15 protein-coding genes are annotated in these 14,256 nt (G+C 44.3%); 6 read left to right on the top strand and 9 right to left on the bottom strand.

The features are described from left to right. Position 1: 1 nt before the first annotated feature. Both NSQ55_RS13165 and NSQ55_RS13160 read right to left on the bottom strand, forming a co-directional pair. On the bottom strand, positions 2-748 hold the full coding sequence (locus tag NSQ55_RS13165; RefSeq protein ID WP_339173799.1) for an ABC transporter permease: 747 nt from the start codon (positions 746-748) through the stop codon (positions 2-4). After that, positions 741-1,697 carry an ABC transporter ATP-binding protein gene (locus tag NSQ55_RS13160; RefSeq protein WP_339173797.1) on the bottom strand — a complete coding sequence of 319 codons (957 nt, stop codon included), beginning with the start codon at positions 1,695-1,697 and terminating at the stop codon, positions 741-743. Before NSQ55_RS13160 ends, NSQ55_RS13165 begins: the two co-directional genes overlap by 8 nt. A gap of 195 nt (positions 1,698-1,892) precedes the next feature. On the opposite strand from NSQ55_RS13160, the gene NSQ55_RS13155 reads away from it, so the two are divergent. From NSQ55_RS13155 to NSQ55_RS13145, 3 genes are all read left to right on the top strand, one after another. Further along, positions 1,893-2,264, top strand: a complete 372-nt coding sequence (locus NSQ55_RS13155) for a hypothetical protein (RefSeq protein ID WP_076126089.1) — start codon at positions 1,893-1,895, stop codon at positions 2,262-2,264. 151 nt (positions 2,265-2,415) lie between these two features. Further along, a complete protein-coding gene (locus NSQ55_RS13150) occupies positions 2,416-2,787 on the top strand; it encodes a hypothetical protein (RefSeq protein ID WP_076126088.1) in 372 nt (123 codons plus the stop codon). 101 nt (positions 2,788-2,888) lie between these two features. Further along, positions 2,889-3,725, top strand: a complete 837-nt coding sequence (locus NSQ55_RS13145) for a sulfurtransferase (RefSeq protein ID WP_339173794.1) — start codon at positions 2,889-2,891, stop codon at positions 3,723-3,725. Positions 3,726-3,808: 83 nt separating this feature from the next. Here the strand turns inward: NSQ55_RS13145 and NSQ55_RS13140 are convergent, their stop codons facing one another. Further along, on the bottom strand, positions 3,809-4,192 hold the full coding sequence (locus NSQ55_RS13140) for a helix-turn-helix domain-containing protein (RefSeq protein ID WP_076183618.1): 384 nt from the start codon (positions 4,190-4,192) through the stop codon (positions 3,809-3,811). A 138-nt stretch (positions 4,193-4,330) separates the two neighbouring features. Here NSQ55_RS13140 and NSQ55_RS13135 point away from each other — a divergent pair, with 138 nt between their 5' ends. After that, positions 4,331-4,684: a DoxX family protein gene (locus NSQ55_RS13135; RefSeq protein WP_339173790.1), complete on the top strand. Its 354-nt coding sequence runs from the start codon at positions 4,331-4,333 to the stop codon at positions 4,682-4,684. A gap of 356 nt (positions 4,685-5,040) precedes the next feature. On the opposite strand, the gene NSQ55_RS13130 is transcribed toward NSQ55_RS13135, so the two are convergent. Further along, entirely contained in the window at positions 5,041-5,508 is a 468-nt protein-coding gene (locus NSQ55_RS13130; RefSeq protein ID WP_076126071.1) for a hypothetical protein, read from the bottom strand. A gap of 84 nt (positions 5,509-5,592) precedes the next feature. On the opposite strand from NSQ55_RS13130, the gene NSQ55_RS13125 reads away from it, so the two are divergent. Then, positions 5,593-5,973 carry a hypothetical protein gene (locus tag NSQ55_RS13125; protein WP_076126069.1) on the top strand — a complete coding sequence of 127 codons (381 nt, stop codon included), beginning with the start codon at positions 5,593-5,595 and terminating at the stop codon, positions 5,971-5,973. Here the strand turns inward: NSQ55_RS13125 and NSQ55_RS13120 are convergent, their stop codons facing one another. From NSQ55_RS13120 to NSQ55_RS13110, 3 genes are all read right to left on the bottom strand, one after another. Continuing rightward, entirely contained in the window at positions 5,974-6,432 is a 459-nt protein-coding gene (locus NSQ55_RS13120; protein WP_076126068.1) for a hypothetical protein, read from the bottom strand. Between the two features lie 113 nt (positions 6,433-6,545). Beyond that, positions 6,546-6,731 carry a hypothetical protein gene (locus NSQ55_RS13115; protein WP_076126066.1) on the bottom strand — a complete coding sequence of 62 codons (186 nt, stop codon included), beginning with the start codon at positions 6,729-6,731 and terminating at the stop codon, positions 6,546-6,548. Between the two features lie 212 nt (positions 6,732-6,943). Next, positions 6,944-8,899: an AraC family transcriptional regulator gene (locus NSQ55_RS13110; protein ID WP_339173787.1), complete on the bottom strand. Its 1,956-nt coding sequence runs from the start codon at positions 8,897-8,899 to the stop codon at positions 6,944-6,946. Between the two features lie 374 nt (positions 8,900-9,273). On the opposite strand from NSQ55_RS13110, the gene NSQ55_RS13105 reads away from it, so the two are divergent. After that, positions 9,274-11,337 carry a methyl-accepting chemotaxis protein gene (locus tag NSQ55_RS13105; RefSeq protein WP_339173784.1) on the top strand — a complete coding sequence of 688 codons (2,064 nt, stop codon included), beginning with the start codon at positions 9,274-9,276 and terminating at the stop codon, positions 11,335-11,337. Between the two features lie 165 nt (positions 11,338-11,502). Here the strand turns inward: NSQ55_RS13105 and NSQ55_RS13100 are convergent, their stop codons facing one another. Together NSQ55_RS13100 and NSQ55_RS13095 are read right to left on the bottom strand one after the other, a co-directional pair. Continuing rightward, positions 11,503-13,722, bottom strand: a complete 2,220-nt coding sequence (locus NSQ55_RS13100) for a M56 family metallopeptidase (RefSeq protein ID WP_339173782.1) — start codon at positions 13,720-13,722, stop codon at positions 11,503-11,505. A 5-nt stretch (positions 13,723-13,727) separates the two neighbouring features. After that, entirely contained in the window at positions 13,728-14,108 is a 381-nt protein-coding gene (locus tag NSQ55_RS13095) for a BlaI/MecI/CopY family transcriptional regulator (protein WP_256716494.1), read from the bottom strand. Positions 14,109-14,256 lie beyond the last annotated feature (148 nt).

Here is a 14,256-nt window from a genome sequence, read left to right as displayed (position 1 = left end):
ATTAAGCAACATCCCTTCGTCTAAAGACGGAGAAACCTACGAGAAGAAAGACAGCTGTGTATAAGACAAGCATCACGATAGAAAAAGTCAGTGTCATTCCAGGCATAGGTGCTCCTCCACCTTCATAAGCAGATAAATTTAAGTTTGGAAACAGAACATATTTGTAAAAATCACGAGAAATAATCAATTTGTCTATCATTAGCGCAAACATAGTAGCCCCAATCGTTACTCCCGTTGAAGTGGTCAATATCCCCAGCATAAAAGCAAGTGTTCCATACACAACCGTACTAACGAGATTATACAATAGGTTTGTAAGCATCTCACTCATACCCGCTTCTCCACCACTTAGTCCAAACCACAAAGCTCCTGTTCCAAAAACGGCTATACCTCCGATGACAGTCAAAGTCAAAGCATACAACAGTACAACCACATATTTGGATGCGAGGATTGCTGTACGGCTTCTGGCGCGGATAAGCAGGAACTTGATGGTTCCTTGACTATACTCTTTTGAGACAATACCTGCTGTTCCGATAATCGCAAGAATTGTAATCACTTGCCCAATCCCTTGGGAAAGCAGCATCATTGCTGAAAAATCATAAGCTGATTCAAACAGGTCAGGTGAGACAGAATGAACTATATAACCTAACAGCAGGGATAATAGAATTAATATCAGATATGGCATAAAAAATGTGCGTTTTTTTGAGAGCTTGAGCCATTCATTCACAATCAGATTATTAAAGTTACGCAATGCGGTTTCCTCCTGTCCATTTCAAGAAATCTTCCTCAAGACTTTGTTTATTCTCCGTAATCCGAAAAATCCCCACACCTTCATCACTAAAAGTAGATACAAGCTCCGGTACTCTGCTATCAAGCAGACTTACTGTCACTTCAGATCGCGTGCTATCCATAGAGATCAATTCCGCATAATCCAAGCGCTCCAAGATATTTATAGCGGATTCGATTGATCCTACACGGATGGTGAGCTTCACTTGTGCGGTTGCTTCCTGCTCCTCACCAATCGTAGTTACGGTCACCAGCTTACCATTCTGGATCACAATAGCCCGATGGCATATTTGTTCAATTTCAGTAAGTAAATGGCTGGAAATCAGAATAGAAATGCCTTCCACTTCGGCGATGGTACGCATATAATCACGCATTTCCCGTATTCCGGCCGGATCAAGTCCGTTCGTAGGCTCATCTAAAATCAATAACTTCGGCCGATTGAGAAGCGCCTGAGCAATCCCAAGACGTTGGCGCATCCCCAGCGAATAAGCCTTTACTTTTTTATTCATCGCTTCTTGAAGTCCTACCAGTTCTACAACCTCATCTATTCTGCCAGCCTCAATGTTATCCGTCATTCTTTGATACTGCTTCAGATTATCAAGTCCAGTCATATAGGGATAAAACTCTGGATTTTCAATTATCGCACCGATATGGCCAATCGCCTGCTTAAAATCCTTTTTCACACTGTGGCCTTGGATAATCACATCGCCTTCGCTCATCCGTATTAAACCCGTCATCATTCGAATCGTTGTGGTCTTTCCTGCACCGTTTGGACCTAGCAATCCAACAATTTCACCCTTACGGATATCAAATGTCAGCTTATCCACAATCGGTCTTCCTTTGATGATCTTACTTACCTCATTCATTTGCAGAACGATTGAATCTTGCATTTCTACACCACTCCCCTGTTTCATGCTAATCCTCCCTGCCAACTAATGTATTGTTCATTTTTTATATTGTGTCAGTGTCATAGTTGAATAGTACACTAATATATTGTTGGAGTAAAGCCCAAAATAATAAATTCATGCAAATAAGGGCTTTCTATTAGACTTTCAGCCAAGCCAAAAAGTTATATGAACATAGATTAGATAACAAAGGAGGAATTACAAATGAAAAAAGAAGTTCACATTTCTCAGACTTTCCCTCGCTTGACCGTGTACGATGAAGAAAACTTCAATGGACGCCGTAGAGTATATACTGGCAACCTGGGTATTCGTAATACGGACAACATCCTCGATGGTATTGAGAGCCTTCGGTTCTTCTCTACTAGCAGCAATGCTACACTGGTACTCTTCACAAGAACCCGGTTTAGAGGAAATTTCCGTGTTCTTCGCGGGAACCGCAACATTAGGGATCTGGATGATTTCATTTCAGGTAATGACGTGGAATCCATTATTTCTACTAACCAACGCTTAACCCTCGAACAAATCCGTAATATCCGCAGCAGCGGTAACTTGCCTTCGGGATATCGTTTGATCTAGGAACTGCTTACAACAACAAAAAGGAGTAATCCGGAGCCTAGCGCCCAGGTCACTCCTTTTTCCAGTCGAAAATACCGCATTCATTTATGGTAAATCTGGCGGCGAGTTGTCGAAAACGACAGTTCGTCAATCGAACTTGGAGGGATTAACCATGATTACAAAAAAAGTAACATCTGTAATATATCCTAGGCTAAGAGTGTTTAGTGAGGAGAACTTTCGGGGGCTTCGCAGAACACTTCGCGGCAACCTGGGCATTGCAGATATAGATTCAGTCCTTACAGGAATAGAAAGCTTGCGCTTCTTCTCCACAAATCCGAACGCTACGCTTGTGTTATTCGATCGTTCTGCCTTCCGCGATAATTTCGTCATTTTGCGTGGCAACCGCAGCATCCGCGAACTGGACGACTTTCTGCGAAGAGGAGATGTCGAATCGCTCATTTCAAGCAATCAACGGCTGACCCCGGCGCAGGTTCGCACCATTCAACGTACCGGCAGCTTGCCATCAGGATATCGTTTGATCTAATTCAATGAGGACGCAGTTTAAGCCATAAGCTTAAGGTGCGCCCTCTTTTATTTTCCGCTATAATGACTCCATACATATTAAACAGGAAAGAAGGCTACTTTATGGAACCGATCGTTTCTACTCGATGGCTGCTTGCTCGGTTATACGAGCCTGAACTTGTTATAGTCGATTGCCGTTTTTTACTCACGGATCCGGAAGCTGGGCGTAAAGCCTATACGGAAGATCATATTCCCGGAGCACTTTATCTACATCTGGAAGAACAGCTTTCCGCTCCAGTAAGCGCACACGGTGGACGCCACCCACTGCCTGAGATCTCGAAGCTAACCACCGTTCTTAGCAAGGTTGGCATTAACAGAGATAGCATTGTCGTTGCTTATGATGATCAAGGTGGAGCTTACGCTTCCCGTTTATGGTGGATGCTCAGTTATTTAGGGCATGAACGTGTGTATGTAATGGATGAAGGCTACTCTGCTTGGAAAAATGGTAAGTTTCCCGTCAGTGATCATCAAGCGGTTAGGATTCCTAGCCAGTATGAAGCAGATGTTCAGAAGAAGATGCTTGTTAGCATGGAAGATGTGCAAAATGTAGTTAACGACGGTGGCGCACTATTGATGGATTCCCGCGAGTCCCGCCGCTATGAAGGACTTGAAGAACCCATTGATCCGAAGGCAGGTCATATTCCCGGAGCGATCAATAAGTTCTGGAAGGATGTACTGGATGAGCAAGGGCGCTGGAAATCAACTGAGGTGCTGAAAGAGCATTATGAAGGAATTAATCCTGAGCAAGAAATTATCGTGTACTGCGGTTCAGGCGTAAGTGCCTGCCCGAATGTGCTCGCGCTAGGCAAAGCCGGGTACAAGAATGTGAAGCTGTATGCAGGAAGCTGGAGTGATTGGATTTCATATGAGGAGAATCCGGTGGCTACCGGAGAGAGTTAAGCGTTCTTTTTATTTGTATATTTAAGAACAGGAAAAGCCCGCAATCTTTGCGGGCTTTTTTAGTGCACTTAATACCGAAACGTTTACCGCAAAAAATCGATTTCCCGAAGCTCGGATGCGCTTGCCTCTGCTTCGTCTTCTTCGCCGTACTGCTTCTGTATATGCTGCACATGCCCGGCTCCCCAGTCGCTCATTGTCTGGAGCACGGGTTTCATTAGCTGTCCGTACTCCGTAATCGAGTATTCGACCTTTGGCGGAATTTGCGCATACACTTCGCGATGCACAATATCGTGATACTCCAATTCTTTCAACTGCTGGGCCAGCATCTTTTTCGAAATATCCGGAATGGCTTTTTGTAGTTCGCTGAACCGCATTGTACCATTGCTCAGTAGGCGTAGAAGAATCAATGATTTCCATTTGCCTGTGAGGATTTCCAGCGCCGTTCCGAATTTGCAATACACCGTCATTCTTATCCTCACTTTCTGGTCTTGCCAAGGTTTACTTTTGGTTACCTGGTTAGGTTTAAGTGCCTACTTCCTGAATGGGCTTTCTCACTTTAGTATAGAGGCAGACATCGAAATCGAACAAGTGAGGGGAAAGAAAAGATGAATGTGACGTTATGGATCGTACAAATCGTATTGGCGGCAGGCTTCGTATATTCGGGATGGATGAAAACTGTTCGCACCGAGTCGTCAAAAAAGACATGGGCCTGGGTAAATGATGTGCCGAAAAGTCTAGTTGTTCTGATCGGAATCGCGGAGCTACTTGGAGCGCTGGGCCTTGTTTTGCCTTGGGCGCTGAACATAACACCGTTGCTTACGCCGATCGCCGCGATCGCTTTGACTGCGGTCGCACTGCTCGGGATGCTGTTTCATATTCGGCGAAAAGAGTACCGGGAGCTCGGCGTGAATATCTTTTTTGTGGTTCTGGCGTTGATCGTGGTAATTGGAAGACTATAAAGGAACCAGAAGGGCGATCTGTTGTCCACAGCCTGGCTTCCTTGAACCGGGCATGAGAACGTGGTCTATTGCGGCTCGGGCGTGATTGCTCCGGAGAAAGCGGGGTACAAGAATGTGAAGTTGTATGCGGTTGATAAAGGGATTGGATTTCGTATGAGGAGAATCTAGTGGCTACTGAAGGAGCTGAGCCTGCTGAAGATTCGCGCCGAAATTCTGGAGCAGCTGCTGACGGCACAGTAATTGCCTGAATGATGCAGAGTATTTCAAAAACAGGTATATAGAAAACGCGAGTCTGGGGAGCATTGCCCTGAACTCGCATTTTTGTGCTAAGTGATTCGGTTATGTATTTCTAGCGCCTATTTTGCCGGGTATCGTTTCAACTGCTGCTCAAACACGGTATTATAGTAAAATTTTCGCGGATAGGTATCCTCCTTCAACACCTTGTAAAGCACGGATTGACCTTCTTCATAACGGACCGCAAATTCACATTCATCATAAAAACGCCGGGACAGCTCACGGATATTGTCTTTCTCGGACGAACAGCGCCATCCGAAATAAATCATGTCTAGCTGGTCCAGCGGATCACGGTAAGTGTCGAGGACAATACAAGCGTTTGGTTGCTCTGGATTGCTGTAAACGAGCACATGTCCGGTGTGAACAGGGTTGGCAAAAAAATGTTCATAAATCTCAGCAACGGGTACTGTAATACCCAATTGATCCATGATGATCTGAAAATTCGGGTGCGGAATATAGGTATCACTCTGCTCATCCGGGTACTCCACCAATTCTGTAATGGATGCCATGACCCCAAATTCATACTTCATATAAACATCCTTCCTGTTGATTGCTTGAAAAATATCCCTATGCTTGCTATGATAACAAAATTATTAGGATGAGAGGCGATTTTCATGAAAAAAAAGCTGCGTTCTATCACGCTCAGGGAACTGGAATACAGCTATATATTGGGCATGAGAATCCATGACGAACGGAGTCTGCTTGAATTAAAGATTTATCATAAAAATGTAAAGCTCCACCCCCTCCGCATCCAACTCCTAACATGGGATGATCCTATTGCCGGTTGTCCGCTAAATACAGGCTATCTGCTGCAAAACCATAAAAAGGGTTTTGAAGATGTCTATAATCTAAATCATCCACAGCGTATCCGCGAATGGATCGAATATGGAACGGCTAAAGGCTGGGACGGCACCCGGACAATAGAGATCATAAATGGATTGGATGCTATGCAGGAAATGGGCTATGATATTACTTCATTGCGCACCTCTATATAATCAGTCGAAAACCTGTTCCAGTGCTTGCGGATAATAAGGGCTGATAATTTTATAGGCATTCAAGTGAGGATTGCTTAAATCATTATCATAAATGATCATATGCTGTCTGCTTTTTAAAATAATATCAAATCGTTGCTTGCAGTCAGCCTGAACTATCGTAATATAATAGCTGAAGTTTTTGTCAGAACTGACATTTCGGGCCGATTTCATTAATTGAACATGAGAGAAATCAGCAAAAATCCGCTCAATAACAGCAGGATCAGTAATAATGATGTCTTTCTTTTCACCGGGAACTGAAGACAATCGCGAGATTTCTAGAGAGGCGATTTCTTCCAAACGGATGGTATTGGCTACGATTCGTTTAAACGAAGTATAGCGGCTTGCTGTATAGGCCATCAAAGAGACACCTACCCCTGTCAGAAGCGCACCGACAAGCATATATTTTCTATTTTTATCCATTTCCCCATTCCTCCCAGTAATACGATTAAGTAAACTACAATTATAAAACTATATAGACACCGGTGCAAATTCAGAAACATAAAGTTCAAACGGTACAAAAGGGCGGTGAGCTCCTAATCCTCAAGCTCGTCCAGCTTCGCTTCCAATTCAGCCAGCTTACGATTCGCTTGATCCAATATTTCTTGAAGCTCTGCAGCTTCTGCTCGTTTTATTTCTTTTTTAACGGCCTTAATCTGCTGCTCCAAATAAAGAATATCGGCTTCATTTCCTGAGTTGTTCCAGATCTGTGAGTAAGTCATAGTCAGCCTCCGTTTATCTATGTCGACGATTCAATCATAACCCGCATTCCACTTCTTCAGATTAATCGATGCTACTCTTGGAGTCTAGCTAATCAACAAAAAACAATGACCGATTACTATTCTATATTCAGCCCTCTTTACTTTATAAACAAAATAAAGAAGCAGCGAGTTCCTCCTCTGCTTCTTTGTTGCGGATTAACCTGAGATCTCATTTATTTAGCCAGCAGTTTAGGGAACTCATCCAGCAGCATGCTGCTGGTCAACATATCGTCATAATTCCATTTGGTCTCCACAAAAGTAACTTTTCCGCTCTTTACAGCAGGGAGCGAGCTCCACAACGCAGTTTTCATTAACTCATTAAAGGAATTTTCCGCATCAGCATTGGCCGGATAGATGACAAACAAATGGTCACCAATAAGCATCTTATGCATTAGCTCAGGGGAGACCTCAATATAGGGTGCACCTTCTGCCGGCTCGATTTCCTTCACTGCCTCGGACATTTTGTAGCCCTGCGGCTGATACAGCAGTGCAGGAATACCACCAGTTTTCATCAAATACATTGTCTTGTTCCAATAATAAATCAGCACTACCGCTGTTTCTCCTTCGGCAAGTTTTCCTTCCTGACGCAATCCGCTCCACATATTCTCGGCCTTGCGATTATATTCGGACAACAGTTGCTCTGCTTCAGCCTTTTTACCCACTATCTCACCAATGACAGGCAGACGCTCAGACAAGGGTTTACTCTGGTCAAATACAACAGTAGGTGATATTTTGGACACTTCTTCATATTGTTTGTCCATCACATAACCCAGCATTGTCAAATCCGGTTCCAGATCCAAAACAAGTTCCAGATTTGTAGGAAATCCAATATCCTGTGCCGGGGTTGTCTCCTTATCCAAATAGACTGATTCTTCAATAAACCGGCGGTCGACACCGACCGGCTGAATCCCGAGTGCCAGCAGGTCTCCGATCGAATTACCTTGCAGCACAATCCGCTGTGGACGCTCTGGAATATCAACCTCATGCCCCTGACTGTCTTTATATACTCTTGTAGATTTTGAATTGGTGGCTGAGTCCGGTGGACTTGTCTCTGTTTGCACAGAGGATACCGGACTAGGGCCAGCATTCACAGAATTAACAGGACTGTTCCCTGAAGAACAAGCACTAAGCATTAAAACCAGACATAACAGCATCGCTGCTCCCATTGACATTTTTGTATTTCTAACCATCGGTAAATCCCCTTTTCTTCTATATTGATAATGATTATCATGATCATTATCAATATAACTTGGCTCAACCCATCCTGCATTAGACAATCTTAGCCTGATTTTAGGACGATCTGATCCTTTGGCAGAGCCTAGGGCCAATGACTTAAAATTACCCGGAGTCACACCGGTTGTTTTCTTGAAAATACGGATGAAATAGGACAGGTCCGTGTACCCCACTCCGGCGGCAACCTCCTGCAATGATGCATCGGTATTTAGCAGCAGTTCCTGCGCCTTATCTATTCGCGTCCGAATAAGAAAATCAATCAGACTGGTACCCGTCTTGCTTTTAAACTGCTTCGCCACATAGGCCACACTATAATTAAGCTGCTCTGCAATAGAGGATAAGGTAATAGGCTGACTGTAATATTCTCGTATGTATCGAACTGCTTGCTCCACCAGATCCGGCTTGACGGGATAGACTCCATATGCCTGTCTCTGCCGCTCAACTTCGTAGACAAATTGATAAAGCATTGCTTTGATCTGAATCCGTTCAAGTGAACTTGAGTCCAGCCATTTCCGGTGCATCTCCTTTACTTGAGACAGCAAAGCCACTGGAGCATTCGGAGCAAATTCATATTGTTTTTGAAAAGGACTGTTTCTTTCAAAAAGTCTACGTACACCTGATCCGGACGTTAGCGAAAGCGAGGCTTTATAGAAAATAAAATAAAACTCCATTTCCTCCCTGACCCAATCAATATCCAGTTGCCCTCCCTTTCCGCTGTGTAGGATATGAAAACGTTCTGCAGCATGTTTATTTCCATTGAGCCGAAAAACCGCGTTGCCGCGAACCATATATAAAAAACCTGCAGCCGGGAACCTATAGGAGGTCAGCTTGTCTCCTGCCTTAAACAACATATGGCGAATATCAATCAGCCGGATATGTGCATAATCCCAGAGCATCAAATTATCATCAGCATTTAAAATCTTTACTCGCCTCCTTCCTATCGGAAGTATAATTGATAATCATTATCAACCGCAAGGGCTGGAAGCAATCTACAAACAAGAAGTCTGATAAAGGCAGTTAAGCATCACCTAAAAAAACAACAATTCGCCTCTAATCAGTAGCTGCAATGTGCCAAGCTACAGGCTAATTGTTAAGATCTCCCTCTCCCCCCACCATCTTGAAATCCCGCACCAGTCAAGGATTTATCCTGTGCATCATCCATTTTAATTTAATTTTTTCATTCTCAAAATTACTATTTCGAAAATCTCACTATCTTCCGATATGTTCTTATGAGCTATTTGCTCAGAGACAACTTGGGGGAGATGGTAGCATGTTACAACAACTAAAAAAAAGGCGGTTTGGTTCATCAAGCATAGCAAATACTTTGTCCATTGTACTTTTAGTTATTATTGTTGTCGTCTTCTCAATCTTGGGAACCTTTATGTTTTCCAGCACTCGCAGCATACTTGTGAAACAACAAGAATCTATGCTTCAGACCAAAACACAGGCACTTGTCAGTCAATTTGATGCACTATTTAAGGAAAAGGGTTCACTGGTCAAGCAAATGTCAACGAATGACTTATTCAAACAATACATCGAAACCACCGAAGCTCCTGAAATGGCCAAGACTTCTCCGCATGCCGCTGAAGTAGCAAAGACACTAGCTGCCATTGTAAAGGTGGAACCCACTTTTGCAGATGCATGGATTGCTAGTACTGCCGGCAAAGGTTTTTATATCCTCAACAATGATACGACATCAGATGCTGCTTTTAACATTAAAGAACGGCCGTATTATAAGCCAGCAGTCGAAGCAGACGGCCTGTACTACTCCGATCCTTATATTGACATCACTACAGGCGATATGCTGATGGGTATTTTCTATCCGATAAAAAATGACAACAATACATTAATCGGTTTTGTCGCGGTTGATATAGCGTCTAAAAATATCCCTGAGATAATGGAAAGCTATAAGCTAGGCAGCACAGGTTATTCCATTCTCGCCTCCAAAACAGGTGATATTCTGTATCACCCAGACCAGTCTAAGGTCACAAAGGAAAAGATTAATGAGCTGCCAGGTGATCTTGGGGGAATCGGCAAGAAAATGATCGCTGGTGAATCCGGCGTACATCTGATTAATGACAACGGAGAACGTCGTTACATCGGCTATGCTACAAGTAAAGATACCGGCTGGTCCGTAGGTTTAACTATTTCAGAGCGGGAAGTGCTCTCCGAATTAAAAAAGTTCACCTGGATTACGATTGGCGGGTTTGTTGCAGCGGCGATTCTGCTCGTTCTATTTTCGTATATCACGCTCCGTTATCTGCTCAGATCCATACCGAAGCTGCTTACCAAAATCAAACGGGTGGAAAATGGGGATTTGACGGTTCTATTTGATGCCTATTCCAACAACGAAATTGGACAAATCTCCAACGGAATATTCAACATGGTCCAGAAAATTCAAGGGATGCTCCAAATAGTGGGTACCTCCGCTCAGGTATTAAACCAATCCTCAAAGGATCTGCAATCTATTTCTTCCCGTACAGCTATAACGATGAACGATACAGCCACAGCCATTAATGAGATTGCGAATGCAACCAACTATCAGTCGATCGAAACGGATACCATTTTGCAAAAAACCGGATCATTATCTGGTCAAATTGACGAAATCGCAAATGATGCCATAGCCATAGAGACGATGGTGCAGGCTTCTGCCGACCAGAGCGAACTGGGTTTGGGTGTGTTGGATCAGTTATCAAAATGGGCAGAAGAAAATCACAACTCCACTCATTCGATATCGTCTGCCATCCATGATATTGATCAAAGCCGTCATGAAATTTCGAGCATCGTGGACACGGTACATCAAATCGCTACGCAAACCAATCTGCTGGCACTAAATGCTTCCATAGAAGCAGCACGTGCGGGAGAACAGGGACGCGGATTTGCCGTTGTTGCCGGAGAGGTTCGCAAGTTGGCGGAGCAGACTGCACAGGCTACACAGGAGATTGGCAGAAAGGTTCATGAAATCGAAGAGAAAACTAGAGCATCTGTGGAATACACAGCCCAAGGACTTGAAATTGCCGAAGAAAATGCAAAATCCGTGCAGGCTACGAAACAGGTATTCTTTAGCATCAACAGCGATTTGGAGGCTTTAAGATTACGTATGATTCAAATCAGCAGCAACACCTCCAAAGTCCATAAACACAAAGATGAAATCCTACAGGCACTCGAAATCATTTCTTCAACTACAGAAGAGAATTCCGCTTCAACGGAAGAAGTTAGCGCAAGTACGCAAGAACAATTGGACAGCATTGAACAGGTTGCCGAACTGTCCCTGCAGCTCAATCAGTTGTCCAAAAAGCTTCAGGACGAATTAAACCAGTTCCAGGTCGAATAGTCCTTTAGTCATCCGTAATTTACACAGTCGTAAGACTGTCCTCCCTTCTAGAAAAATTAAGCAGCCAGTGCATGCCGATAATCTATCGGCGCGTACTGGCTGCTTTTAGTTTCAATTCGCTAGTAATGGTCTCTTCAATAATACGGTACAGACCTTGAAACTTAACTATTGATACGGGTCAGGAATTTCCTCCCACTGACCAGTAAAGACATCTACTTTAATCGTGAATTCCCTGCTTCCTTGCCTAACATCACTGAACAAATAACCATCCCCGATAAAGCCTGAAATCCAGTCCGTATCTGTTGGCTTGAAACCCTCTGTATCAAAGATAGGTTGGAGTAACTTATACAGTTCCTTCTGGTATTCTGTACCGTTAGAGATGTTCCACAGATCTATCGCTTCTCGGTTTACAAGACTTCTCAGTGGACTGCCAGAAGTTACGTCATGAACCGTTCCGGTAAGCGGATTTATTTTATAGCTATTGCCTTCCCCTACGCCATTCAGTGGATCTATATCCACCCTATACTGATCTCCGTCTTTGCTAAAGGTCCAACCACTTGCCGGAAGCTGTTTTTCCATCATGGACTTGATATCCTGTTCACTGAGTGGTGGAGATATAAACGATCCATAGTACATCTGTGCGCTCTCAAGGGTCAGATTCTTCCCGTAAACGGCAATAACTTCGAGCGGAAACTCAGACATAGACGCCGCACCGGACATATGGGCTACAATTTGGTCATCTATCAGTTCGTATGAAACTATAGAGCCAAATCCGACCTTCTCTCCCCAAGCTCCCTCCGTGTAATCATACACTTTGGTCAAATGCTTTCCGTCCAGTTCAGCAGATACATAAGTGTGGTTATTTCGATGTGTAATGGATGATTTCAGCTTCTGATTCAACGTTTCGATCGGATCTTCGACCACAAGCTCTTCCAAGCTAGCAGGCTGGAGCACATGAATCTCACTCATAGAAAGTCCAGTACCCGTGCCGGTCGTAATGCGTATGAAAATTTCTTTAGTTCCATCTCCGTTCACATCTGCTTCTTCAATCAATGGAGGCCGAGTTTTATCTTCTCCTGCATTCCACAAGAACGTACGGCTTACTTCACCACGCACATCTACCGTGACTTTATGCAAAAGTGTATTCTCACCAGTGGGATTAGCAGATACCGTGATTCCGTTTTTTTCCGCCAATAAAGTGCCTTTAACACTGGAATCCGTTGTATTTTTATCCTGCACTTCTGCCTGAAAAGTAGCAGGAGCGCTCATTGCCGGAGCTGATGCAGAATTTAGCTTTGCTCCTGTAAGGGTACAGCCACTTAAGATCATAATTACAGCGAGGCCCAGCATTGAGCTTTTTGCCGTAAATTTTTTGTGCCTGGTGATCATAATAATCCTTCTTTCCATTTCCTTTTTACTGCTTGAAATGCCAGCTGTACCTGCCAACCGGATCGGATCGGGTAAGGTTTCTAACAATTTGAGAAGTGTCAAGGCATAACTTCTGTGGCAAGCTGGTTCAAGATGCTTCAAGGCCAGAGCATCACAGGCAACCTCTTGATCGTCTTTCATTTGGCGTACGGCATACCACAACAGAGGATTAAACCAATGCATGGCCAGCAGCAGACCTGTCAGCAGATTTAGCAAAATGTCATGGCGCTTCACATGTGCCAGCTCATGAAGGAATATATGACGGAGTCCGTTCGTCTCCAGAGTGTGTAAAGTAGAGGTGGGCAGCAGCAACTTGGGCCGCATAACGCCAAGTAGTGTCGGTACGGCAATCTGCTTCGTCCCGATCAGCTTGACTGGGCGACGCACCTGCATTTCCTGCTTACAGGATTTGAACAACCGTTGGACTTCTGAGGAATGAATCTCCGTTTCCTGTCGAACCCGTGCGGTAAATCGCAGTTGCGCTCGAACCGACATGCCCAGCACCACCGCCGCTCCGCCAAACCACACCAAAACCAGTACATGTATCGGCTCCCATCCTGAATCGGTATGCGGATTGACTTGTGCCACATCATCCGATGTCGATTCTCCCGGCAAAGGTCCAGTTTTTGCAATTCCAGTAACTGACGGCGGTTCCTTTTCCCCTCCGGTCAACTCTGGGACATAAGTAAAGCCAACTTCCGATTGCGCTGACGGAATAAAGGAACTCTGCGCCGTTTCTTTCTCCAGCGGCAACAGATTAAAAATACTAAATGTGCTTTCAGGTGCCCAAGGTATAGCCAGCCTCACGATCAATGGTATCCACAGAAGATACGTCCAGGTAGGTTTCAGACGATCCTTGAACAGGAAGCGGGTCAATAAGATCAGCAGAGCCAGCACGCTCGCCATGGCAGACAGCGACAATACCTTGACGAACAGATTGTATGCAGCTTCCAGCAAGCGGCTCAGTCCTTTCGTTCATCCAAAATTCTCTTCAGTTCTTCAATATCTTCCCGGGACAACTTTTCATCCTGCAAAAAATTGACCAACATCGGGCGCAGAGTTCCACCGTAGATCCGCTTCAGAAAGGATCTTGTCTCCGATTGGACACATTCCTCTTCCCGCACCAGCGGATAATAGGAATACACCCTACCTGTCTGGTTATAACCAATAGCCCGTTTCTCTGTCAGACGCTTAATCAACGTCCGTACCGTCTTTGGGTTCCAGTCCCTGTTGCCTTCTAGTGCTTCAACAATCTCACCTGCAGTGCGTGGGGCACTTGCCCACAGCACCTTCATCACTTCCCACTCGGCATCCGAGATCTTTGGAGTTTCCGTAGACATCATTCTATCCGCCTTTCTTTCCTCTGTATGACTACACTTGTAATCCAATATCCAAAATATACAAGTCAGCATCGTTTATGTCAACCCTAAACTCCCAGCTCACCACGGTTTATGGACAATGTACACGGAGATTCATGATTACGTACATTAA

The sequence above is a fragment of the Paenibacillus sp. FSL H7-0943 genome (assembly GCF_037963265.1).
Taxonomy (GTDB): domain Bacteria; phylum Bacillota; class Bacilli; order Paenibacillales; family Paenibacillaceae; genus Paenibacillus_AQ; species Paenibacillus_AQ odorifer.
This window is presented reverse-complemented; position numbering and strand designations above follow the sequence as displayed.